The sequence below is a fragment of the Vibrio sp. Vb1574 genome (assembly GCF_033338675.1).
On sequence record NZ_JAWOTC010000031.1, the window covers coordinates 26,070 to 48,602 of the forward strand.

General features: G+C 47.2%; 23 protein-coding genes. 11 read left to right on the forward strand and 12 right to left on the reverse strand.

What is annotated here, in order from left to right:
• Nucleotide 1: 1 nt before the first annotated feature.
• The 4 genes from R7O12_RS17040 to R7O12_RS17055 all read right to left on the reverse strand — a co-directional run bounded on the left by R7O12_RS17040 (nt 2) and on the right by R7O12_RS17055 (nt 4,391).
• Complete coding sequence (locus R7O12_RS17040) at nt 2-1,513, reverse strand: AbgT family transporter (protein ID WP_053303039.1); 1,512 nt, start codon at nt 1,511-1,513, stop codon at nt 2-4.
• Nucleotides 1,514-1,565: 52 nt separating this feature from the next.
• The gene (locus R7O12_RS17045; RefSeq protein ID WP_053303040.1) at nt 1,566-2,738 is read right to left on the reverse strand and encodes a M20 aminoacylase family protein; all 1,173 of its coding nucleotides are present in this window, start codon (nt 2,736-2,738) and stop codon (nt 1,566-1,568) included.
• A gap of 147 nt (nt 2,739-2,885) precedes the next feature.
• The gene (locus tag R7O12_RS17050) at nt 2,886-3,479 is read right to left on the reverse strand and encodes an NADPH-dependent FMN reductase (protein WP_033907167.1); all 594 of its coding nucleotides are present in this window, start codon (nt 3,477-3,479) and stop codon (nt 2,886-2,888) included.
• A 39-nt stretch (nt 3,480-3,518) separates the two neighbouring features.
• The gene (locus R7O12_RS17055; RefSeq protein ID WP_033907166.1) at nt 3,519-4,391 is read right to left on the reverse strand and encodes an EamA family transporter; all 873 of its coding nucleotides are present in this window, start codon (nt 4,389-4,391) and stop codon (nt 3,519-3,521) included.
• A 121-nt stretch (nt 4,392-4,512) separates the two neighbouring features.
• Here R7O12_RS17055 and R7O12_RS17060 point away from each other — a divergent pair, with 121 nt between their 5' ends.
• From R7O12_RS17060 to R7O12_RS17085, 6 genes are all read left to right on the forward strand, one after another.
• Nucleotides 4,513-4,992 carry a MarR family winged helix-turn-helix transcriptional regulator gene (locus tag R7O12_RS17060; RefSeq protein WP_206971029.1) on the forward strand — a complete coding sequence of 160 codons (480 nt, stop codon included), beginning with the start codon at nt 4,513-4,515 and terminating at the stop codon, nt 4,990-4,992.
• A gap of 69 nt (nt 4,993-5,061) precedes the next feature.
• Nucleotides 5,062-5,649 carry an aminodeoxychorismate/anthranilate synthase component II gene (locus tag R7O12_RS17065; RefSeq protein WP_065274924.1) on the forward strand — a complete coding sequence of 196 codons (588 nt, stop codon included), beginning with the start codon at nt 5,062-5,064 and terminating at the stop codon, nt 5,647-5,649.
• A gap of 361 nt (nt 5,650-6,010) precedes the next feature.
• Nucleotides 6,011-7,222, forward strand: coding sequence for an aspartate aminotransferase family protein (locus R7O12_RS17070; RefSeq protein WP_206971028.1), 1,212 nt, complete (start codon nt 6,011-6,013; stop codon nt 7,220-7,222).
• 109 nt (nt 7,223-7,331) lie between these two features.
• Nucleotides 7,332-8,351 (forward strand): arginine N-succinyltransferase, encoded by a 1,020-nt coding sequence (astA, locus tag R7O12_RS17075; protein WP_005381422.1) that lies wholly within the window; start codon nt 7,332-7,334, stop codon nt 8,349-8,351.
• Between the two features lie 28 nt (nt 8,352-8,379).
• On the forward strand, nt 8,380-9,837 hold the full coding sequence (astD, locus tag R7O12_RS17080; protein ID WP_005381424.1) for a succinylglutamate-semialdehyde dehydrogenase: 1,458 nt from the start codon (nt 8,380-8,382) through the stop codon (nt 9,835-9,837).
• A gap of 248 nt (nt 9,838-10,085) precedes the next feature.
• Nucleotides 10,086-10,877, forward strand: coding sequence for a DUF1338 domain-containing protein (locus tag R7O12_RS17085; protein WP_042523639.1), 792 nt, complete (start codon nt 10,086-10,088; stop codon nt 10,875-10,877).
• A gap of 136 nt (nt 10,878-11,013) precedes the next feature.
• Here R7O12_RS17085 and crp read toward each other — a convergent pair whose 3' ends face one another.
• The 6 genes from crp to R7O12_RS17115 all read right to left on the reverse strand — a co-directional run bounded on the left by crp (nt 11,014) and on the right by R7O12_RS17115 (nt 16,627).
• Nucleotides 11,014-11,646, reverse strand: coding sequence for a cAMP-activated global transcriptional regulator CRP (gene crp / locus R7O12_RS17090; RefSeq protein WP_005381432.1), 633 nt, complete (start codon nt 11,644-11,646; stop codon nt 11,014-11,016).
• Between the two features lie 240 nt (nt 11,647-11,886).
• On the reverse strand, nt 11,887-12,756 hold the full coding sequence (locus R7O12_RS17095) for a phosphoribulokinase (RefSeq protein WP_005381434.1): 870 nt from the start codon (nt 12,754-12,756) through the stop codon (nt 11,887-11,889).
• A 125-nt stretch (nt 12,757-12,881) separates the two neighbouring features.
• Entirely contained in the window at nt 12,882-13,094 is a 213-nt protein-coding gene (locus R7O12_RS17100) for a YheU family protein (protein ID WP_005382815.1), read from the reverse strand.
• 33 nt (nt 13,095-13,127) lie between these two features.
• Nucleotides 13,128-14,135, reverse strand: a complete 1,008-nt coding sequence (locus R7O12_RS17105) for a hydrolase (RefSeq protein WP_017633737.1) — start codon at nt 14,133-14,135, stop codon at nt 13,128-13,130.
• An 87-nt stretch (nt 14,136-14,222) separates the two neighbouring features.
• Nucleotides 14,223-14,711, reverse strand: a complete 489-nt coding sequence (locus R7O12_RS17110) for a TIGR02444 family protein (RefSeq protein ID WP_258497666.1) — start codon at nt 14,709-14,711, stop codon at nt 14,223-14,225.
• On the reverse strand, nt 14,708-16,627 hold the full coding sequence (locus R7O12_RS17115) for an ABC transporter ATP-binding protein (RefSeq protein ID WP_042523641.1): 1,920 nt from the start codon (nt 16,625-16,627) through the stop codon (nt 14,708-14,710). Before R7O12_RS17115 ends, R7O12_RS17110 begins: the two co-directional genes overlap by 4 nt.
• A gap of 209 nt (nt 16,628-16,836) precedes the next feature.
• On the opposite strand from R7O12_RS17115, the gene kefG reads away from it, so the two are divergent.
• From kefG to R7O12_RS17140, 5 genes are all read left to right on the forward strand, one after another.
• Nucleotides 16,837-17,430 (forward strand): glutathione-regulated potassium-efflux system ancillary protein KefG, encoded by a 594-nt coding sequence (gene kefG, locus R7O12_RS17120; RefSeq protein ID WP_005381444.1) that lies wholly within the window; start codon nt 16,837-16,839, stop codon nt 17,428-17,430.
• Nucleotides 17,414-19,210, forward strand: a complete 1,797-nt coding sequence (kefB, locus tag R7O12_RS17125; RefSeq protein WP_318126165.1) for a glutathione-regulated potassium-efflux system protein KefB — start codon at nt 17,414-17,416, stop codon at nt 19,208-19,210. The genes kefG and kefB overlap by 17 nt, the downstream gene beginning before the upstream one ends.
• Before the next feature lie 33 nt (nt 19,211-19,243).
• The gene (locus R7O12_RS17130; RefSeq protein ID WP_005381449.1) at nt 19,244-19,444 is read left to right on the forward strand and encodes a YheV family putative zinc ribbon protein; all 201 of its coding nucleotides are present in this window, start codon (nt 19,244-19,246) and stop codon (nt 19,442-19,444) included.
• Nucleotides 19,445-19,536: 92 nt separating this feature from the next.
• Nucleotides 19,537-20,088, forward strand: a complete 552-nt coding sequence (gene slyD / locus R7O12_RS17135) for a peptidylprolyl isomerase (RefSeq protein WP_005381451.1) — start codon at nt 19,537-19,539, stop codon at nt 20,086-20,088.
• Between the two features lie 131 nt (nt 20,089-20,219).
• Nucleotides 20,220-21,161: an isoaspartyl peptidase/L-asparaginase family protein gene (locus R7O12_RS17140; RefSeq protein WP_031779066.1), complete on the forward strand. Its 942-nt coding sequence runs from the start codon at nt 20,220-20,222 to the stop codon at nt 21,159-21,161.
• Nucleotides 21,162-21,244: 83 nt separating this feature from the next.
• Here R7O12_RS17140 and R7O12_RS17145 read toward each other — a convergent pair whose 3' ends face one another.
• On the reverse strand, nt 21,245-21,472 hold the full coding sequence (locus tag R7O12_RS17145; protein WP_005381455.1) for a SlyX family protein: 228 nt from the start codon (nt 21,470-21,472) through the stop codon (nt 21,245-21,247).
• Nucleotides 21,469-22,455, reverse strand: a complete 987-nt coding sequence (locus tag R7O12_RS17150; protein WP_005381457.1) for a WD40 repeat domain-containing protein — start codon at nt 22,453-22,455, stop codon at nt 21,469-21,471. The genes R7O12_RS17145 and R7O12_RS17150 overlap by 4 nt, the downstream gene beginning before the upstream one ends.
• Nucleotides 22,456-22,533 lie beyond the last annotated feature (78 nt).

The window sequence follows — 22,533 nt, forward strand, 5'->3', positions numbered from 1 at the left end:
GTTACATTGGCCCGACGGGTAAACCTGTCAGCATGTAAATCAGGAATAGCCCGCCCCAAACACTAAATAGCACCAGAGCGTATGGCACCATCATCGCGAGGAAAGTACCAAATTTCACTTGCGGATTATATTTGGCGATCAGCGCCAGTACCATCGGAATATATGGATTGGTCGGTGAAATGATGTTGGTGGTGGAGTCGGCAATACGATAGCCCATTTGCGTAATTTGCGGGTCTACGCCAAGTAACATAAAGAGTGGGATAAATACCGGGGCCATGATCGCCCATTGCGCCGAACCACTAAACACAATCATGTTCATCACGCCAGCAAGCATCATAAACAGCGCCATCATCGCCAGCTTTGGCATCTCGACAGACGAAATCCATTCCGCACCATTCACCGCAATAAAGATAGCTAAATTAGACCACTTAAACCAAGCAATGAACTGGGCAATCACAAATACCAAGACAATGTAGCCGCCAACGCCCTTGAGCGCTTTGGACATCAAGTCAGGAATATCACTGGCTTGTTTGATCGTACCCGCTTTGACGCCGTAAACCACCGCATTCATAAAGAAGAATGCCATGATGATCGGGATAATCCCTTTTAGGAAAGGTGAAGGTACCAAACCGCCGTCTGCATTACGTAGAGGTGAATCGGCTGGCAGCAGGGCGGCCAAAAGCAAAGCGATAAACACCAAAGACGCTGCTCCAGCCCATTTCAACGCACTCTTTTGCTTAGTGGTAATTTCAAAAGACGGTTCACTATCGGCGTGGTTGGTTGTCACTTTATGCGCGAATTTAGGCTCGATGTATTTGTCGGTGATGAGCGTCCCTGTGACGACTAAAATCGGAACGGAAAGCAACATAAAGTACCAGTTTGCTGCCGGGCTAACTTCGACGTGTTCAACGATGGCAGACGCTTCGGTTGAAATACCGGAAAGTAATACATCGGTGCCAGCAATAAATAGGTTGGCGGTAAACCCAGCCGCGACCGCGACAAAACCTGCGGCGATGCCGACAATTGGGTTGCGGTTGGTTGCCGCAAAAATCAGACCTGCGAGAGGGGGAACCAAAATGAACGCAGCGTCTGAGGCGAGGTTACCGATGATACCAGTGACGAAAATCGACGCGGTGACAAACTGACGCGGCGCGTTGAGCAATGATTGCTTGATTGCACTGTCGGCCAAGCCTACTTCTTGCAATAGCCCCACCGCTAGCATCATACATAAGACCAATCCGAGTGGTTTAAACGAGACGAAGTTATTCACCGTCGATTGCAGGATGTAAACCAGACCTTCACCACTGATTAGGCTCTTAACGTGCACTACTTCACCCGTAGATGGATGGGTCACGCCGCCGCCAATAAACGAGAATAGGCAAGAGAGCAGCATGACGCTGAGGCACAGGAAGATAAACAGATAGAAGGGATGAGGGACTTTATCGCCCAGTCGCTCAATGCGGTCGATCATTGACGCGCCTGAACTCGATTTTTGCGTAATTGCAGTCGACATTGTTAGAACACTCCTTTGTGTAAAAAGGGGAGTCACTTCCCCTCATTTGTTGTTATTGCTGTTCAATCAAATTGATAAAGTAAGCGGCGCCAATCGGCAGCAGCCGGTCGTTAAAGTCGTAGGCTTTGTTGTGCAGGCCAACGCTGCATCCTTGCTCCTCAGTGCCGTTGCCGATAAAGCCGTAGCAACCCGGTACTTTGTTGAGGAAAAAGGCGAAGTCTTCGCTGGTTAGCATAGCTTCACAGCTTGGGTTAACGCGCTCAGCTCCAACGGTTTGAGCCGCTGCGTCGATCGCTCGCCGAGTTTCGTTTTCGGTGTTAACCGTCGGTGGGTGAGAAATTGGTCCGAGTTTAAATTCTGCTTGCATCCCGTGCGCCTTGGCGCTGTGAGCTACTAGTTGCTCGAGTCGTTCAACCAAGCTATCTCGTGTTTGTTGAGACAAAGTACGGAACGTACCGCTCATATGAGCTTGGTCGGCGATGGCGTTGGTTGTTTCTCCACAATGCAGCTGTGTGACCGAAACCACTAGTGGATCAAACGGGTCGTAGTTGCGGCTGACCATGCCTTGAATACCTTGGTAAATATGGGTCGCGACAAGCAATGGATCTTGGGTTGTGTGTGGTAAGCCAGCATGACCACTTTTTCCGTCGACAGTGACAAACAGACGGTCAGAGCTCGCCATTATTGGCCCCGTCTTAAATGCGAAATGCCCTTCAGGAATGCCCGGCATATTGTGCAGAGCGTAGCATTCGTCGATCGGGAAGCGCTCTAACACGCCGTCGGTGATCATGGTCTCGGCGCCACCGCGACCTTCTTCTGCCGGTTGGAATATCAGCACCGCTTTGCCTGCAAAGTTACGCGACCGGGCCAAGTAGCGCGCAGCGAGTAGCAACATAGTGGTGTGACCGTCATGGCCACAGGCGTGCATTTTACCGTCGTGGCACGAACGGTGGGCAAATGTGTTGGCTTCATGGATGGGTAGCGCGTCCATGTCGGCGCGAAGACCGATGCTCTTTCCGTCCCCGATCGAGCCGTGAATCACACCCACTACGCCCGTTTTGGCGAAATCAGTACAGATTTCATCTACGCCGTACTTTTCGAGCTCGGCAACCACTAACGCTTGAGTGTTATTTTCTTCAAAACCTAATTCTGGTTGCTTATGAATGGCATGACGGATACTAATCGCGTCGGCTAACCAAGGTTCTAAGACTTCAATAATGTTCATACATCTCCCCTTTAATTGAGAATGATTTAACACTATTGAAACAATTCAAACAAACCGGATTACTACTGAAACTATTAGCGTTGCTAATAGTTGCTTGGAGAGAGGTTAAACTAAAAGCCGCCCAATACTGAGCGGCTTGAATGACGATTACATCCCATAGGTAAATGGTTTACCGATCGGCAGCATGTCCTGATGCACTGGTGCTAATGCGCTCGCGTAGCAGCTGAGCAGTTTCAAGGTGTATTGAGTGCGAGCAACAAAATCACTGTCATCGCTATTCGCATCTTGATCGATGAGTTTATCGCTGTTGCGCACAATGAGGTGGTCAGGCAAAAAGCACACGTGGTTATTTTTGCTGCCGGTCATGCGCAATTCGCTGATCGGGTAAACACCGTTGATACTCACGCTGACACTCACCAATAGTGCTGGTTTATGTGCCAGTTCGTTTGCTGTCGTCAGTAATAGGAAGTTTTTCAGCGCTGGGGTTGCCATCCCGTGCCATTCCGGTGTGATAAAGACAAACGCGTCAGACTCTTTCAGTTTTTGCGCGATTGGTGTCCAAACATCCCACTCTTGGCTACCTTGCCAAACGCCTTCATTCCAAAATGGTAGGTTCAGCTCATGCAGATCGAGGATCTCCACTTGGTCGAATTCTTGCAAACCGTGCTGTTTGAGAAAACGAGCCACTTTGAGACTTTGTGAATTTACCCTTTGGCTGCCAGATACAATCGTTAGTTTCATAATCATTTCCTTTTTAATTTAATATCTTGTTTATTGGTGTTATGCATTTGCAGTTTTAGGACTATGGGAGGCCAAAAAGATCGAAATCAGTATTGCTCCTGCACCTAACAATTGCAGTGGTGTGAGTATTTCATCTAAAAATATGTAGCCCAACACGCTCGCCGAGACGCTACTCAGAAATCCTAGAAACGCGACGTTTGTTGCAGGAAGACGCTCGATTCCTTTAAACCACAGTGCGTAAGCGAGTACGGCGCCCACTATGGTTAGGTAGCTGTATCCGGCCAAGTTTTTCAGTGAAATGGTGTCTGGTAGACCTTCAAACCATAGCGCTGCAGGTAATAAAAGGATGCCTCCGACAAGGAGTTGCCAGCCAGTGAACGCCAATGTCGACATATTCTCCGGACGTCCCCAGTATTTGGTGAGCACCACGCCACTTGCCATGCTTAATGTACCTAGTACCGCCAGAACAATTCCTTGCGCGCTGATCTGCACCGTTTCGTTGATGACGATAAGCGCTACACCAAGCACCCCGAAGATTGCTGCGATGCAGTGGCTCAAAGCGATCTTACTTTTTAATACCAGCCCACTGAGCAGCATCACTATGATCGGCTGGCTCGACATGACCAGTGCCGCGGTTCCTCCAGGTAGGTAACTTGCAGCAAAAAACAGGCAGTAAAAGAACAGTCCGATGTTGAGCACTCCAAGGCATGCGAGTTTTCCCCACCATTGCTGGTTCGGAAAGCACCGCGTATAAGCGATGAGTAATAATCCCGCCGGAAGTGCGCGTATCGCAGACGCGAGTAGGGGACTATCTGCGGGTAGCAACTCAGTAGTGACGATGTAGGTGCTGCCCCAAACGATGGGAGCAATCGCGGTGAGCAGTATTGCTTGAATCCTTTCTGCGTTGGTCATAATACCTCCTGTAAAGTATCTTTTGTGAAAGATTGTTTTTTAAAAGTAATGGCGTTTTTTCTTTTGGTCAAGTATCTTTTTGAAAAGGTTTTTAGTTAGTGATGATAATGGGGATGATGTAATGGACGGTGTAGATAAGATTCTTCAGCAGTGGCAGCAAGCACGACCTGACTTAGATTGTTCTTCGATGGGCGTGGTTGGGCGCATTCGTCGCGCGGCAAACTTCTGGGAACAGGTCCATGGCCAAGTGTGCGGTGATGCTGGGATCAGCGCAATTGAGTTCGATATTCTGGCCACGCTAAGACGTAGCATAGACCCCGTCACGCCGACAAAGTTGTACAAAACGTTGATGATTTCGTCTGGTGCAGTGAGTACACGCTTAGAAGGCTTGGTACAAAAAGGTTGGGTGCACCGCGTAGCGAGCGAAAGCGACCGCAGAAGTAATCGAGTGACATTGACGGAAGACGGTGTTGCCTTTTTAGATCAGGTGCTTGAAGCGCATGTCGCGAGCATGGAACAACACTTAACTTGTCTTGACTCTGAAGAGAGAAGTGCGCTAGAAAGCCTGCTGAGTAAGTTCCTGCGAGCCGAGGTGGAATAACTGATCGTACTTGCGTTTAGATAAAAAGGCGGCACAATACTCGCTTTCAGGTTTCCACGATGTAGTCCCATGCTGTTAATTATCGATAATTATGATTCGTTTACCTACAACCTTTACCAATACTTCTGCGAGCTTGGTGCAGACGTAAAGGTGGTGCGTAACGATGAAATCGACATCCAAGGCATTGAGGCGCTCAATCCAACTCATTTGGTGATCTCGCCAGGGCCATGTACGCCGAACGAAGCAGGTATTTCACTGAAAGCGATAGAACACTTCGCTGGTAAGCTTCCAATATTGGGTGTTTGCCTTGGCCATCAAGCGATAGCGCAAGTGTTTGGGGGGGAAGTGGTACGTGCTCGACAAGTGATGCACGGCAAGACCTCACCAATTCGTCACAACGGTCGCAGTGTGTTTAAAAATCTGAATAACCCACTCACGGTAACCCGTTATCACTCTCTTGTGGTGAAAAACGGTACTTTACCCGACGTGTTTGAACTGACTGCATGGACAGAACTGCCTGACGGAAGCATGGATGAAATAATGGGTTACCAACATAAAACCTTGCCAATTGATGCGGTGCAGTTCCACCCAGAATCAATCAAAACTGAGCAAGGTCACGAGTTGCTTGCGAACTTTTTAGCACGCAAAACGATCTGATCGCGATCACTTTTCTTAACAAATCATTCATCTTTTTGCTGAGGTGAGCGGATTGCAAAACTATGCGATTCTCTCGAGTCTCTTTGTCTATTCATGTCTTTTTAAACCTTCTATCCCCTGTATTACATAACATTTATAAAAAATCACTTCTCTATTTTACTTTCTTGATGCATAAATAGTCATAAGCAGTGATTAATGGAAGTTGCTTTCGAGAACGAAAAGAATAAATCACTATTGAAATGGTTAATTAAATGTAAATACAATGCCGCAATAGCTTAAATGCAAAACATTATTTGCTGGCAAAGAGAGCCGGTTAAATTCGCTTATCTGCTACGCATGCGGTATCAAGAAGGAATGTGCAATGACAACGGAAATTAAAGTAGAGCGCGGTTTATTCGATGAGGTAATGGTACCTTGCTATAACCCGATGGAAATGATCCCTGTTAAAGGTGAAGGTTCACGTGTTTGGGATCAGGACGGTAATGAATACATCGACTTTGCTGGTGGTATTGCAGTGAGCTGTCTTGGCCATTGTCATCCAGTAATGGTAAACGCACTAACAGAGCAAGCTAACAAGCTTTGGCACTTAAGTAACGTTATGACGAACGAACCAGCCCTTCGTCTGGCGAAAAAGCTAACAGAAGTGAGTTTTGCTGAGCGAGTGTTCTTTGCTAACTCTGGCGCAGAAGCAAACGAAGCCGCTTTGAAGCTGGCACGTCGTTATGCAGCAGACGTTCATGGCACTGAGAAGTCTGAAATCATTGCATTCAAACAAGGTTTCCACGGTCGTACATTCTTTACCGTAACGGTTGGTGGCCAAGCGGCATACTCTGACGGCTTCGGTCCTAAGCCAGGCGACGTGACACACCTTCCTTACAACGATATCGAAGCTTTACAAGCGCACATGTCTGATCGTACTTGTGCGGTTATGATGGAGCCACTACAAGGTGAAGGCGGCATCGTGCCACCAACGCCTGAGTTCGCTCAAGCGGTTCGCGAGCTGTGTGACAAACACAACGCCTTACTGATCTTCGATGAAGTGCAGACTGGTAATGGCCGTACAGGTAACTTCTACGCTTACCAAGGTTTAGGTATCACGCCAGATATTCTAAGTACTGCGAAATCACTTGGTGGCGGTTTCCCAATCGGTGCAATGCTAACGACAGCAAAATTGGCAGAGCACATGAAAGTGGGCACTCACGGTTCTACATATGGCGGTAACCCACTAGCGTGTGCGGTTGCAGAAGCGGTTGTAAATGAAGTCACTAAGCCAGAGGTTTTGGCTGGTGTGCTAGAACGCGAAGCAATGTTCCGTGAAGGTCTAGAGAAGATCAACGCGAAGTACAACATCTTCTCAGAAGTGCGCGGTCAAGGCCTATTACTTGGCGCTGCACTAAATGAAGAATGGCAAGGCCGTGCGCGTGACGTGCTGGTTGCTGCAGGTAAACAAGGTCTCATGGTATTGGTTGCGGGTGCCAATGTCGTACGTTTCACACCATCACTCGTTATCACACAACAAGAAATTGAAGAAGGCTTGGCGAAACTGGATAAAGCGATCGCGACTTTAGTTTAAGCGCGATATCAGTTTAAACGTCAACGCAGACACCCCCGTCAAGGATCTCTGATGGGGGAATTGTTCCTACAATATAGTTAGGATCTTCTTGCATCTGGAGGGAGTATTGATGCTAGTAGTTCGCCCTATCGCGATGTCGGATTACGACGCACTGCACACTTGTGCGGTGGAGTCTGGTCACGGATTTACATCTCTACCGGTTAACGAAGAACTGTTAACCAATCGAATCAAACATTCAGAGTACAGCTTTGGTAAGCCAGATGTGGCAGAACCAGGCGATGAAGGCTACCTGATGGTTGGCTTTGACTCTGAAACGGGTGAGGTTGCGGGTACCACCGGAATCGAAGCATCTATCGGCTGGGATGTCCCATTTTACTCATATCACATTAGTAAAGTTGTGCACTCGTCGCCAAAGCTTGGCGTTAACAACGTCGTTAAACTGCTTACTTTTGGTAATAACTACACGGGTAACAGCGAAATTTGTACCTTGTTCTTGCGTGAGAAATTCCGCCAAGGTCTGAATGGTCGTCTAATGTCGAAGTGTCGTTTCCTAATGATGGCAGAGCACCCAGAGCGCTTCTCTGAAACGATCTTTGCGGAGATGCGTGGCGTTTCAGACGACGAGGGTAATTCACCATTCTGGCAATGGCTCCAAGAGCATTTCTTCTCTATCGATTTCACTCTTGCAGATTACCTGACAGGTATCGGCAAGAAAGGCTTTATCGCCGACTTGATGCCGAAACTGCCTATTTACATCAACCTGCTCAGCCCAGAAGCGCAAGCCGTGATTGGTCAAGTACATGACAACACGCGTCCAGCGCTGAAGCTGCTTGAGCGTGAAGGTTTTACCAACCGAGGCTACGTCGACATCTTCGATGGTGGCCCAACGGTTGAGTGTGATCTGCGTAATATTGAGTCGGTACGTCATTCATTCCGCGCGCAAGTCAAAATCTCTGAACATTCCAGCACACAAGACTTCTTGATGTGTAATTCATCTTTCGAGAACTTCCGTGCGACAGTCACTAAGGCGGCGTATGACGCAGAGACACAGAGCGTAATGATCGCACCAGACGTTGCAGATGCACTTTCGGTTGAAGAAGGGGATTTCGTTCGCCTTCTTCCGCAGTAACAGACGACAGAATTTAAGGATAGAAACAATGACACATTGGATTGCAGGTGAATGGGTACAAGGTCAGGGTGAAGCATTTACGTCTCTGTCGCCGTACAACCAAGAAGTGATCTGGCAAGGCAAAGGTGCAACGGCAGAGCAGGTGAACCAGGCGGTATCTGCAGCGCGTGAAGCGTTTATTGACTGGAAAAAGCGCCCATTTTCAGAGCGTGAGGCAATCGTGTTGGCTTTTGCGGAGAAAGTAAAAGAGAACAGCGAAAAAATCGCCGAAGTCATTGCCAAAGAAACTGGTAAGCCAATTTGGGAAACGCGCACTGAAGCAGCGGCAATGGCAGGTAAAATTGCCATTTCGATTCGCGCTTATCATGACCGCACTGGTGAGGCGAGCCGTGAAGCAGCAGGCAACCAAATCGTATTGCGCCACCGCCCATTGGGCGTGATGGCGGTGTTTGGTCCTTACAACTTCCCAGGCCACCTACCAAATGGTCACATTGTGCCTGCGCTACTGGCTGGTAACACGGTAGTCTTCAAACCGTCTGAGCAAACGCCATGGACGGGTGAATTGGCAATGAAGCTATGGGAAGAAGCCGGTCTGCCGAAAGGCGTGATTAACCTTGTTCAAGGCGCGAAAGAAACTGGTATCGCGCTCGCTGACGCAAAAGGCATTGATGGCGTACTGTTTACGGGTAGCGCGAATACGGGGCATGTATTACACCGTCAATTTGCGGGTCAACCGGGCAAGATGCTCGCACTAGAAATGGGTGGTAATAACCCGATGGTGATCTCTGATAAATATGGTGATTTGGATGCCACGGTTTACACCATCATCCAGTCAGCGTTTATCAGTGCTGGGCAGCGTTGTACGTGTGCTCGTCGTTTGTATGTGCCATTGGGTGAAAAAGGCGATGCGCTTATCACCAAGCTCGTCGAAGCGACACGCAATATTCGCGTAGACCAACCATTTGCAGAACCTGCGCCATTTATGGGACCGCAAATTTCGGTCGCGGCAGCCAAGTTTATTCTTGATGCACAAGCTAATCTACAGTCTCTTGGCGGTGAAAGCTTGATTGAAGCGAAAGCAGGAGAGGCGGCGTTTGTTTCTCCTGGCATCATTGATGTAACGAACATTGCTGAGTTACCAGATGAAGAATACTTCGGCCCACTTCTGCAAGTGGTGCGTTACGAAGGGTTAGACAAAGCCGTGGCGCTAGCAAACGATACGCGCTTTGGCTTATCTGCTGGTTTGGTCTCAACCGACGACCAAGAATGGGAATACTTCGTTGACCACATTCGTGCAGGTATCGTGAACCGTAACCGCCAGCTCACTGGTGCAAGTGGTGATGCGCCATTTGGTGGTCCGGGAGCGTCGGGTAACTTGCGCCCAAGCGCTTACTACGCAGCAGATTACTGTGCGTACCCAATGGCATCAATGGAAGGTCAAGAGACTGTCTTGCCTGCAACATTGAGTCCAGGTGTAGCGCTATAAGTTTTAATAATAGAGTCGCAACTATGCATTGCGGCTCACCTTGCCGGCGCATCATTTAGGTATGGGTTGTAGTGATCGTTGGCAGAACACGAAAAGTGAGCAAAGACTCGGAAAAGCGTGTTGACTGACTGGCATTTACCGTCACAGGTTGATGGTTGCTCGTTCATTATTCTGGACAACTTTTGTTGTGAACGAGCAGCCAACTTCCGCTTACCTTTAAACTCTACATCTCGTAACAAGGAGTCGTTATGACGCCCGATGTGTTATTTGAATCGCTATGGCAAGATTACATTCAACGTCTTTGCCCTTCGGCTGCTAAAGTGCATCAGCTGCTTCAAGAAGATGAGCCTCTGATTAATGATCATATAGCTTTACGTACCTTCAATATCGCGCCTCTTGGTATTGAAACTCTAGCTAAGCCATTTGTAGCTATTGGTTACAAGGCGTGTGGTGATTACGTTTTCGAAAGCAAAAAGCTGGTTGCTAAGCACTATGAGCACCCAGATCCGAAGCAACCTAAAGTATTTATTAGTGAGCTAAAAGTTGAAGAGTGCTCTCCTGAGCTACAAGAGATTGTGAAAAATTTGGTGGCACAAGTCGATGCTGACAAGCTGAACGATAGCGCATTCTTACATGGTGGACGCTTGTGGGATTTAAGCTTTGCTGATTACCAAACGTTGGCTAAAGAAAGTGAGTACGCATCTTGGCTTGCGGCGCATGGTTACGGAGCAAACCACTTCACGGTGAGCGTTAACCAGCTCAATGAATATGAAGAAGTGAAGCAGGTAAACGATCATCTGCGTACCGCTGGGTTTACCATTAATGAAAATGGTGGTGAAGTGAAGGGCACTCCTGAGGTGTTGCTAGAGCAGTCATCGACCATGGCAGATAAAGTAGCGGTTCGTTTTAGCGAAGGCACTGAAATTATCCCTGGCGGGTTTTATGAATTTGCTAAGCGCTATCCGATGGAAAATGGTGATTTGTACCCAGGTTTCGTGGCCGCTTCAGCTGACAAAATCTTTGAAAGTACGAATGGCTAAGTTTTAGGGTTAACCTGTTAAGCTTACTCATTAGTGTTCGCTGCACCCTATCTCATTTGGTCATGAGTAAATAAAAAGCCACCAATGTTGCCATTGGTGGCTTTTATAATTTTGTTCGTGTCACTCTAGTTCGAGATTAACGAGTACCGTAAACCACGATGGTTTTACCGTGAGCAGAGATTAGGTTCTGCTCTTCTAGCATCTTCAAGATACGACCTACTGTCTCACGAGAACAGCCAACAATTTGACCGATTTCTTGACGAGTGATCTTGATTTGCATGCCGTCTGGGTGAGTCATTGCGTCTGGTTGTTTTGCAAGGTTCAGAAGCGTCTGAGCGATACGACCAGTTACGTCTAGGAACGCCAGGTCACCCACTTTTTGGCTAGTTACTTGAAGACGACGAGCCATCTGCGCAGAAAGACGCATTAGGATGTCTGGGTTTACTTGGATAAGCTGACGGAACTTCTTGAAAGAAATTTCAGCAACTTCACAAGGAGATTTAGCACGAACCCAAGCTGTGCGCTCTTGGTCTTCCTCGAATAGACCAAGTTCACCAATAAAGTCTCCTTGGTTTAGGTAAGAAAGGATCATCTCCTTACCTTCTTCGTCTTTGATAAGAACCGCAACAGAACCTTTAACGATGTAGTACAAAGTTTCTGCCTTTTCGCCCGCGTGAATTAGCGTGCTCTTTGAAGGGTACTTATGAATATGACAGTGTGAAAGAAACCACTCTAATGTTGGGTCGGTTTGAGGTTTACCTAGAACCATAATATCTCACTTCCTCTGCAGGGTACGCTTGCGCTATCCATATTTTAGCTAAGCCTGAATTAGGCCTACTAGAATAAGAGCACTTTTTATATGCTGCAAGCTCTCTTGTGTTTCGGTAAGAAATAGTATCCTTTTTCGAAAACGATTTCTTGATTTTAATCGTGCCATGATTGAGATTTTGTAAGCAAAACTGTGCACATGATCACGGTATGAAAAGTAAACATCTTCGCAGGCAGGTTTTTAGCCAATTTTCCCTGTTTCGATGAGCTGTTGTAGGATAGGCCGAACTATGAGCTCCATTGCAAAGCTCATCTTACCGCCGGGTACGACAATCGTGTTGTGGCGTGACATGAATGAGCCATCAATCATGGCCAGCAGATATGGGAAGTCGACATTCTTGATACCGCGTAGGCGAATCACCACAAAACTCTCATCCAAACTAGGGATGCCTTTTGCATTAAGTGGGTTGGAAGTATCAACGGTCGGTACGCGCTGGAAGTTGATGTGAGTACGAGAAAACTGCGGAGTGATATAGTTGAGGTAATCGTCCATGGATCGCACGATTGAGTCCATTACCGCTTCACGCGAATGGCCGCGATCGCGAGTGTCACGTACGAATTTTTGTATCCACTCTAAGTTTACAATCGGCACCATGCCGATTAAGAAATCCACATGTTGAGCAACATTAACATCGCCATCGACCACGCCACCATGTAACCCTTCATAAAACAGAACGTCGCTGTTTTCGGGTAAGTCTTGCCACGGTGTAAACGTGCCTGGCATTTGATTGTAGGGAACCGCTTCGTCAAACGTGTGCAGATAACGGCGCACGCTGCCAGTGCCGTCATGCCCGAACTTACGGAAAAACTCTTCTAATCCCGGGAAGTCATTAGCTTGTGGGCCAAAGTAGCTAATGTGTCGACCTTGCTCGCGGGCTTTGCGAATTTCGATGTCCATTTCTGGGCGAGTAAAGCGATGGAAGCTATCGCCTTCAACCCATGCGGGTTTAACGTTCATCATATTGAACATTTTACGGAAGGCTTCAGATGTAGTGGTCGTGCCGGCACCGGACGAACCAGTAACCGCAATAATTGGGTGTTTAGCTGACATGACAAACCTTGTCGAAAATTACTTACCTGTAATGTGCAGTAGAGTTACTACTGCACGGTCGATATCCCACTATAGCACGTAACAATACCTTGTCATCGAGTGGGATACGGTAAAATGTGAAGGGTCTAAAATTTTGTTTTATGTTGAATATCGACGGTTTCGTGTAGCTCAGAGAACACGATAACCGCTTCACCTTTTTCCAATTGAGCTTTAACTTGATCAATTTTGTCTTGCAAAGAAACCTCGACGGTTCCGTAATCCGTTCCTTCGCGTAAGACGAATTCACGAATTAAGTTTTCCAATGTTTCCGGCGCAATGTCTTGCCATGGAATGATCATAAATACCTCTAACTTTTATGATGAGCGGCTAGTTTACTGCGTTCGTTGCTTGGATACAGCAGAAAGGTAATCTGCGGCGATACTTTCGTAATACGCGGGCAGCGCTTCCTCCAACCAAAACTTAGGTTTTAACGCCGTTCCTGTTAGGAAGCCAACATGGCCACCGTGTTCAAAGAGACGGTAATCAATGTTATCTGGCAGAACAAACTTCGGTATCACATCATCGGTCATGAACGGATCGTCTTTGGCATGGATGATCAGTGTGGGTAGCGTGATTTGCTGTAGTTTACTTAAGCCAGAGCATTGGTCGTAATAATCTTGTGCGTCTTTAAAGCCATGCAATGGTGCGGTAATCAAATCATCGAATTCATACAGCCGTGTGACACGTTTGATTGAGTTGTAGGACAGCGCCAGCTCGCCATGCAGTAGATGATGCTTTTGTAACGCGTTACGTTTCAGTGAAGAAAGCAGATAACGGCGATACACTTTTGAAAAGCCTTGTTCTATACGGTTCGCACACGCCGCTAGGTCTAAAGGCGCTGAGATAATAGTCGCTGCATTCAAAATAGGGTGGTCTTTATATTGGGCTAAATAATTCGCCAACATGTTACCGCCAAGAGAAATACCAACCGCAACTTTGGGGTTATCAGGAAAGCGTTGCTCAAGGTGCTCTAAGAAGTGGCGGGCGTCAGTCACTTCACCAGAATGATAGGCGCGAGCTTTCTTGTTTGGCTTACCGCTACAACCGCGGAAATGCATCATCACCGACAGCCATCCAGATTGAGCAAATGCATTCATTAGCCCATTGGCATAAGGGCTATAGAAGCACCCCTCTAATCCATGAAATAAAACAAAAATCGGCTTTTTTTGTGCAGGCTCTTGGGTTGGGTCCTCGCTCCACGCGAGATCGAGAAAGTCGCCATCGGATGTATCGAGGGTTTGCCAAATCGGCGTAAACAACGCTTTTTTGCGAATAAAACGCGGCAAAAGCGTTTGGAGATGCGGGTTTTTGATCCCGGCGGCTGCGAAAAATTGTGTCATACCTAACTGCTCTTATGCGGTCCTTCGGTGTCCGTTGAAGAACTTATTAATATAATCCTTTATAAAGATTATAGGTATTCTACAGAGTTATGGGCGTTTTGGTGGTTGAATGTTTGGCACCGGAATAGCAAAGGCTTGCTGCAAATGCTCCCCACCGAGTTGACGACAGTATCTCAACGTCAGTGGGTCACCATCATTTTTGAGTAGTGCAAGTGAGTTAATGCAGTCCACCAAATCCGCTTGTTGCTGCTTTTCTAGTTGCAGCTCAAACTGCAAGGTCTCACGATACAAAGCGTCATTGACTTGAGACTTAAGGTGGCGACGAAGGTCGCGAAAGGAGTGAAGTAAAGTTTCGCTCCTACCTAGACAGTCTTGCACCAAGGACCAGTCTTTTTCTTGGAAAATGAGTTGCTGCTCATCGAGCCATCTGAGCAGCAGGAGTAGGTTCACGTTACCGTGGTAGTTGTTCTGTAATGATAAACACGCCTCTTTCACTTCTCGCACACCATAAAATTGCAGACTAAACTGCCAAAGGTGTTCTAGGGTGAGTGTGTATTCAGCGTGTTGATTACTCATTGATTAAACTCTAGCTCCATCTGCTCCAACGTTTCTTGAGCAGACATCCATTCCATTTCAATTTCTTCGAGCTCAGCCTTACTAGAAGCTTGAAGTGCCAGCACTTGGTTAAGTTTAGCTTTATTTTCGGCCGCATACAGTGAGTTGTCCGCCAATTGTTCTTCAGCTTCGGCCAGTGCAGCACCTAACTTATCCATTTTATTTTCTAGTTGTGTCAGCGTTTTGCGAATTGGCGCTGTCTGTTTTCGAAACTCTGCATCGCGACGTTTTTGCTCTTTCTTCGCAGCTGCGCTGTTGGCCGTATCTTTGCTTGGCTGCGCAGCCTGCGCTTCTTTGCGTTCCGCTCTTTGTTGTTCGGTTAACCATTTATAATAGTCATTTAAATCACCGTCGAACGGAGCAACTTGTCGATCATGCACTAAATACAAGTCATCGGTCGTAGCGCGCAGTAAATAGCGGTCGTGCGAAACAATCACCATCGCACCTTCGAATGTTTGCAGTGCCATCGTAAGTGCTTGGCGCATGTCCAAGTCTAAGTGGTTGGTCGGTTCATCAAGTAGCAACAGGTTTGGCTTTTGCCACACAATTAAAGCCAACACCAAACGGGCTTTTTCGCCACCAGAAAACGGCGCAACTTTTTCTAGTGCTTTGTCACCTTGGAAGCCAAAGCTACCTAGGTAATCACGTAGCTGCTGTTCGGTTTGATCTGGTGCGATTTGCATCATGTGTTGCAGCGGCGTTTCTTCAGGATGAAGCGTTTCTAACTGGTGCTGAGCGAAGTAACCAATTTTCACGCCTTGTGAGTAAGTTAGGTCACCACCTTGCGCGTTAAGTTCACCAGAGAGCAGCTTGATTAAGGTCGATTTACCCGCACCATTACGGCCGAGTAGACCAATACGACTGCCAGGAACCAAGTTCAAGCGGATCTTCTCTAAGATGAGGTTGTCACCGTAACCTGCAGATACTTCATCCATCATCATGATTGGGTTTGGCAGCGCAGCTGGCTCACGGAATTGAAAGCTAAATGGGTTATCGAATTGAGCTGGCAGTACTTTTTCCATGCGCTCCAAAGCTTTGATACGGCTTTGGGCTTGGCGTGCTTTTGATGCTTTGTAACGGAAGCGGTCGATGTAGCTTTGCATGTGCGACATCTGCTTCTGTTGCTTTTCAAACATCGCTTGTTGTAACACCATTTTTTGTGCACGTTGGTTTTCGAATGACGAGTAGTTACCCGTGTATTCGTTCAGCTGCTGATTCTCGATGTGAATGATGCGACCAACGATCGGATCCAAGAAGTCACGGTCGTGCGAGATCAGGATCAGTGTGCCTGGGTAGTTTTGTAGCCAACGTTCAAGCCACATCACTGCGTCTAAGTCCAAGTGGTTGGTTGGCTCATCGAGTAGCAATAAGTCAGAACGGCACAATAGCGCCTGGGCTAAGTTAAGGCGCATACGCCAACCACCTGAGAATTGAGTCAAACTCCAACTCATTTGCTCTTGGCTGAACCCTAAACCATCGAGCAGTTCTGCCGCGCGAGCGCGAATGCTGTAACCACCAATGGTTTCAATTTTACCGTGTATCTCGGCAACTAGGGTTCCGTTGTCTTGTGTTTCTGCTTCAGCTAACTGCTTTTCGAGAGCGCGGTACTCGCGATCACCATCAATGACGTATTCCAGTGCAGTGCGCTCTAGCGCAGGCGTTTCCTGTGCGACCCAGGCCAACTCCCAGTGTTGAGGTTGGCTAAATGAGCCAGCATCAATTGACAGTTCATCTTTCAGTAGGGCAAACAGCGTTGATTTACCGCAGCCGTTTTTGCCCACAAGACCGACTTTATCGCCAGGGTGAATAGTCGCAGAAGCTTGGTCTAAAAGAGGTTTACCGCCACGCAGTAACTGAATATCAGAGAAGGTAATCATAAAGTTTTCATTCACTTTGCGCAGTGCGCGTTGCTTGGTTACATAGCGAAGTGGTTTCAATCGTTTTTAAAGCCACTTGGGTATATATCTAGCGGTGAATAGTAGGGGTATTGGCCGGAAAAGTCGATTGATTCGCTTTAATTGCATTATGCTGTACAAAAAAGTATAACAATTTGATAACGGATAAAAATAACCACAAGGACGACCATTTGGCTGTTGCACCGTCTATTCTCCCAAAAGTTCTGGTCATTTATGCTCATCCAGAGCCACATAACTCGATTGCCAATCAAGTGATGATAAAAAAAGCTCAGTCGCTTGATCACGTCACTGTGCACGATCTTTACGGTGTTTACCCCGATTTCTTTATTGATGTGAATTACGAACATGAGTTGTTGCTCGCTCACGATGTGATTGTATTTCACCACCCACTTTATATGTATTCATGTCCAGCCCTATTAAAAGAGTGGCTAGACCGAGTGTTAGGTAAAGGCTTTGCGTTTGGCGGAGGTGCGGCGCTAGAAGGAAAATACTGGCGCAGTGTCATTACAACAGGTGGTAAAGAAGAAGCCTTCAGCGCGAAGGGGTACAATAAATACCCACTTGAGCAAATCTTGCAACCGTTTGAACTGACGGCAGCCCTATGCCAAATGCACTGGATTGAACCTCTGGTGTTGTATTGGTCAAGAAATGTTTCGGATATTGAACGCTACGAACATGCCGAGTTATACCGTGGATGGCTGAGTAACCCACTTGAAAACTGGCAAGCGGCAGATCGAGGAGGTCAGTATGGCGATCACCAGTGAGTTTCTTCAAAGCAGTGTGGTCTTTCTTTCGGCTGCGGTTATTGCGGTGCCGATTGCTCAGCGCCTTGGGCTTGGCTCGGTTTTAGGTTATTTACTCGCTGGTGTGTTGATTGGCCCATGGGGGCTTGGCTTAATTAGCGACGTTGATGCCATTTTGCATTTTGCCGAGCTTGGGGTTGTGTTGTTACTGTTTTTGATAGGGCTGGAATTAAACCCTAAAAAATTGTGGCAGATGCGAGGGCCGATTTTAGGTTTAGGCGGTGCGCAGGTTGTGGTCACGACCGCCGTGATTGGTAGTGTCGTCAGTATGTTTGGCGTAAGCATGCAAGTGAGTTTAGTGATCGGGATGGGGTTGGCGCTGTCCTCGACGGCGATTGCGCTTAAAGTCATTGAAGAGCAAGGGCTTAATGGTACCGAAACGGGGCAATCTGGTTTTGCGGTGCTGCTCTTTCAAGATATTGCAGTGATCCCGATGCTGGCGATGTTGCCCTTGCTAGCAGGCGGGCATAGTGGTGGAAGTTGGTTGGATGTCTTCACTATTTTAGGCAGTGTGGTAGCACTGTTGATTGGAGGTCACTTTTTACTACGTCCGCTATTTCGTTTTGTCGTGATGAGCGGCGTTCGTGAGCTCTTTACCGTTGCTGCACTTTTAGTCGTGCTTGGCATTTCGGTCGTGATGCAAAAGCTCGGCCTTTCGATGGCATTGGGGACTTTTTTAGCAGGCGTTTTGCTGGCAGAGAGTGAGTATCGCCATGAGCTGGAAATCGCTATCGAGCCATTTAAAGGTCTGTTGTTGGGGTTATTCTTTATTGCGGTGGGCATGGCGGTAAACTTGGGGTTATTGGCATTACATCCTTTAGAGATTCTCGGTGCGGTGGTGGCTTTGGTCATGGTTAAGGGTTTGGTTTTGTATGCATTGGCGAGAGCTGCCCGTGTCGGAGCCAAAGCGAGAAGCCGTATGGCTGCAATTTTGAGCCAAGGCGGTGAGTTTGCCTTTGTCATATTTACCGCGGCGAGCCAAGAGGGCATTTTGTCCAAAGAGCAAGTGGCGTTTCTGTTGGTGGTGGTCAGTCTATCCATGGTGACGACTCCTCTTTTGCTGATGGGACAAAAGAAGTGGTTTGCTCATACCCTGAATCAAGAAGAAGAGGGCATGACCACGAAAGTCGTGGATCGCCGACCACGCGTTATCATTGCAGGCTTTGGACGTTTCGGTCAGATCGTCGGACGTTTAATGTATGCCAATAAAATCAAAGTGACAGTATTAGAAAGTGATGCCAGCCAAATCCACCTATTACGTAAGTATGGTTACAAAGTGTTTTATGGCGATGCTACACAAATTGACCTATTGAGGGCTGCTGGCGCTGATAAAGCGGAAGCATTGATTATTTGTACTGATTCACCTGATGAGGTGATGGCCATCGTGGACATTTGTCGCGTGCACTTCCCGAAACTTAAGTTGTTAGCCCGAGCAAGAAGCCGTGTCGAGGCTTACCAGTTAATGAGTCATGGTGTAGAGAATTACTCTCGTGAAACATTTTTAGGGGCGCTAGATCTCGGTCGCCAAGCGCTCGTAGAACTGGGTATGCATCCTTATCAAGCAAAGCGGGCAGAAGCACATTTTCGCAAGTTAGATAATGCTATGCTTAAGGACTTATTGCCTCAACACAATGAAGATAAGAAATTAGCTCAAAGAGCGAAAGAGGCCCGCAAAGAGCTAGAAGAAATATTTGGTCGTGAAATGGAGAGCGACCATCAGTCACCTAATCATTGGAAGTAGTACTTGAGCCAAGACTCAAGCTAAGGAAATAGCGTGAAAATCAAGAAACGTTTTATTGCCGGCGCTAGCTGCCCAAATTGCAGCCAGCAAGATACCCTGCGCTGGTGGATTGAAAATAACATCGAATTAGTTGAGTGTGTCGAGTGTGAGTTTACAGAGCAGCGTAAACCACAATCTGTAGAGAAAAATAAACACTCAGATCAGGAAATGATCGGAATTTTTAAGCCGGAGTAATTGAACTTCGATAATTGATCCCCATAATACACCCAGATATCTCAGTACTTAACCCCATTCAGGTTAAGTCAATTAATCTCCCTGGAGTTAGTATGAAAATTGAAAAGAACGTTGTTGCAAGCCTTGCATACAAAGTAATGATGGAAGACGGTGTCGTTGTTGATCAATCAACAGCAGAAGCACCTCTAGATTACCTTCACGGTCACAACAACCTAATCACAGGTCTTGAAAAAGAACTTGAAGGTAAAGTGGCTGGCGACAAGTTCTCAGTAACGGTAGCTCCTGAAGAAGCTTACGGTGAGCACAACGATGCGCTAGTACAGCGCGTTCCTGCGGACGTGTTCCAAGGCGTTGAGCAAATCGAAGTGGGCATGCGCTTCCTAGCTGACACTGACCAAGGTCCAATCCCTGTTGAAGTAACAGAAGTTGACGGCAACGAAGTGGTTGTTGACGGTAACCATATGTTAGCTGGTCAAACACTAACTTTCGAAGTAGAAGTTATGTCTACACGTGAAGCAACAGCAGAAGAGATCGAACACGGTCACATCCACCAAGGTGGTGGCTGTTGTGGTGGTCACGATCATGACCACGATCACGAAGAAGAAGGCGGCTGCTGTGGCGGCGGTAGCTGTGGTTCTCACTAATCATAAGCGCCTTCACTAGATAATCTTATCTAGCAAAGCTTTGAAAAGCGCAAGTTGAGTTTTCAACTTGCGCTTTTTGTTTATCTAAGGTGTAGTGCCAACCATACAAGGAATAACAGTTGGACAAAGTGATGACGAAACCTTTCTCGATTGCCATTCATGGTGGTGCGGGCACCATCTTGCGTGAACAGATGAGCGATGAGCTGCAACAATCCATCTTGGCGGATTTAGAAGCTGCGGTAAAAGCGGGACATCAAATTCTAGAAACGGGCGGTGAAGCCTTAGATGCCGTCGTAGCGGCAGTGAAAGTATTGGAAGACTCTCCTAACTTTAATGCGGGTAAAGGCTCAGTGCTGACCAACAACGAAATGGTCGAAATGGACGCTTCTGTAATGGATGGTAGAAACCAAGCGGCAGGTGCTGTTGCCGGTGTTCGTCATATCAGAAACCCAATTGAGCTCGCTCGTGACGTGATGCGAAACAGCAATCATGTGCTGTTGGTGGGTGAGGGCGCAGAGAAGTTTGCTTTTGAGCAAGGCCATGAGTATACCGAGCAAGATTACTTCTTTACTGATCGCCGTTATGAGCAGTTGCTGTCTATGCGTGAGAAAGGACTGTTTGCTTTGTCGGAATCTCGTTACCCAGATGACCGTAAGCACGGTACGGTTGGTGCGGTGGCATTGGACCAACAAGGCAACTTAGCCGCTGCCACCAGTACGGGTGGCGTGACGAACAAGAAATACAACCGAGTCGGAGATTCTGCTCTTATTGGTTGTGGTACGGTGGCCGAAAATGGCGTCGTGGCAGTTTCCACTACGGGTGTCGGCGAGTTCTTTATTCGTAAACGTGTTGCGGAAGACGTTGCAGCACGTATGCGTTACTTACAAGAAGATATTCATACGGCTTGTGAACACATTATCCAAGGTGATCTCAAACAGATGGGCGGAGAGGGCGGTTTGATTGCCATTGATGCTAAAGGTGAGATGCACTTTGCGATGAACAGTTCTGGCATGTACCGAGCAGGCATTAATACGCAAGGCGAGCTGAGCGTTAAAATCTACGCCGACGAATAGCTTCCTCTTGAGTACCTTCTTAAGTAATTAATACAACAAAGCCCAGAACATGTTCTGGGCTTTATGCTATTTGAGCCTGCATTTTAATAATGCGGTGGTGGGGTTTCTTCTGACGGATCGGCTAAATTCGACGAGTCCATATTTTTTACTTTACCTACCACATATTTCATCTGATCGAGCATCTTGGTAATTTGCAGTTGTTGCTGCGATAAAGCGCCGTTCAGATCTTCAATAGTCTGTTCTTGGAACGCAAGCTGACATTCTAAGTCATTAATGCGTGCTTCCAATTGCTGAATGATTTTTTCTGTCATGATCCGTTCTCTAACTGCCAAGCTTGGGCAATACCTGCTGAAGTAGCAGTAATTACGCGTTGTTTTGAATCAAAAGCTGCATCATACACGACCGCACGGGGAGGGCGAGTGTCTTTTTTGGGCTCCACTTCAAATCCACTCATTCGTTTTCCGGTTTGAGTATCCCATATCGACACACGGCCAGAAGGGCTTCCTGTGACTAGTTGAGTCCCGTCGTCAGAAAATCGTGCGGTAGAGAAAATTAATTGGCGTGACCAACTGCTCAACTGTGTGACTTCTTGTCCAGTTTTTAAATCCCAAACAATCGCTTGGTTTCCGCCATCAGATGTCATTGCTAATTTTCCATCTCTTTGCAGGGCCACGCGAACAATTCGTTGTTCATGTTCGAAGGTTCGTAGTACTTGTCCGGTTTCGGTGTCCCACAGATACGCTTTATAGTCATTACCTCCGGTTAGGGCGAAGCGCCCATTAGGAGAAATGGCCACTGAATTGACTTTTTCACGATGCGCAAGGAACTCCATGCGACGCCCGGTGACTAAGTTGACATAAATTGCTTTACCGTTGGATAACCCAAGCAGAACTTGTTCACCATTACTGGTGATATCAACGTCGCGAATGAGCGCATCAGAGATAGACCAAAGGCCTTCGGATTGCGTCCAGCCTAGGTCCCAAACTGCGAAGTTCATTTGGCTTGCTGTAATTGCGTAGCGACCATTGTCAGATATGCGGATATGGGAAACCACATTGGCATCGGCATCGAGTTCACCCAGATTGGCTAGTTGTTCATTTTGCTCTAGGTCCCACAACATCAAATGACGTTGTTGAGAATAGAGCAGAGCAAACCGTCCATCTCTGCTAAGTGCGAAGCTCGTCGCACCTTGAGGTTCTATCGGCCAACGCTGCACTTCACGCTCGGCGAAAAAGCAACCATTTAACGTGGTGATGACAATTAAATATAGGAATAAATGAAAAATTCTTTGCATCACATCTAATAATCCGGTTTGTGTCTTAAGACATATAGCTAGTATATTGGTATAACGATTGTCTTCACTAGTCTCATA

Excerpts from the sequence above, each read along its gene's own strand:
- R7O12_RS17050 (WP_033907167.1), bottom strand. The coding sequence starts at position 3,479 with ATGAAACTAACGATTGTATCTGGCAGCCAAAGGGTAAATTCACAAAGT.
- R7O12_RS17105 (WP_017633737.1), bottom strand. The coding sequence starts at position 14,135 with ATGACACAATTTTTCGCAGCCGCCGGGATCAAAAACCCGCATCTCCAA.
- R7O12_RS17145 (WP_005381455.1), bottom strand. The coding sequence starts at position 21,472 with ATGACAGAAAAAATCATTCAGCAATTGGAAGCACGCATTAATGACTTA.
- R7O12_RS17040 (WP_053303039.1), bottom strand. The coding sequence starts at position 1,513 with ATGTCGACTGCAATTACGCAAAAATCGAGTTCAGGCGCGTCAATGATC.
- R7O12_RS17140 (WP_031779066.1), top strand. The coding sequence starts at position 20,220 with ATGACGAAACCTTTCTCGATTGCCATTCATGGTGGTGCGGGCACCATC.
- R7O12_RS17065 (WP_065274924.1), top strand. The coding sequence starts at position 5,062 with ATGCTGTTAATTATCGATAATTATGATTCGTTTACCTACAACCTTTAC.
- R7O12_RS17070 (WP_206971028.1), top strand. The coding sequence starts at position 6,011 with ATGACAACGGAAATTAAAGTAGAGCGCGGTTTATTCGATGAGGTAATG.
- R7O12_RS17115 (WP_042523641.1), bottom strand. The coding sequence starts at position 16,627 with ATGATTACCTTCTCTGATATTCAGTTACTGCGTGGCGGTAAACCTCTT.
- R7O12_RS17150 (WP_005381457.1), bottom strand. The coding sequence starts at position 22,455 with ATGCAAAGAATTTTTCATTTATTCCTATATTTAATTGTCATCACCACG.
- R7O12_RS17055 (WP_033907166.1), bottom strand. The coding sequence starts at position 4,391 with ATGACCAACGCAGAAAGGATTCAAGCAATACTGCTCACCGCGATTGCT.
- kefB (WP_318126165.1), top strand. The coding sequence starts at position 17,414 with ATGGCGATCACCAGTGAGTTTCTTCAAAGCAGTGTGGTCTTTCTTTCG.
- crp (WP_005381432.1), bottom strand. The coding sequence starts at position 11,646 with ATGGTTCTAGGTAAACCTCAAACCGACCCAACATTAGAGTGGTTTCTT.
- slyD (WP_005381451.1), top strand. The coding sequence starts at position 19,537 with ATGAAAATTGAAAAGAACGTTGTTGCAAGCCTTGCATACAAAGTAATG.
- R7O12_RS17100 (WP_005382815.1), bottom strand. The coding sequence starts at position 13,094 with ATGATCATTCCATGGCAAGACATTGCGCCGGAAACATTGGAAAACTTA.
- R7O12_RS17085 (WP_042523639.1), top strand. The coding sequence starts at position 10,086 with ATGACGCCCGATGTGTTATTTGAATCGCTATGGCAAGATTACATTCAA.
- R7O12_RS17110 (WP_258497666.1), bottom strand. The coding sequence starts at position 14,711 with ATGAGTAATCAACACGCTGAATACACACTCACCCTAGAACACCTTTGG.
- astA (WP_005381422.1), top strand. The coding sequence starts at position 7,332 with ATGCTAGTAGTTCGCCCTATCGCGATGTCGGATTACGACGCACTGCAC.
- R7O12_RS17060 (WP_206971029.1), top strand. The coding sequence starts at position 4,513 with ATGGACGGTGTAGATAAGATTCTTCAGCAGTGGCAGCAAGCACGACCT.
- astD (WP_005381424.1), top strand. The coding sequence starts at position 8,380 with ATGACACATTGGATTGCAGGTGAATGGGTACAAGGTCAGGGTGAAGCA.
- R7O12_RS17095 (WP_005381434.1), bottom strand. The coding sequence starts at position 12,756 with ATGTCAGCTAAACACCCAATTATTGCGGTTACTGGTTCGTCCGGTGCC.
- R7O12_RS17045 (WP_053303040.1), bottom strand. The coding sequence starts at position 2,738 with ATGAACATTATTGAAGTCTTAGAACCTTGGTTAGCCGACGCGATTAGT.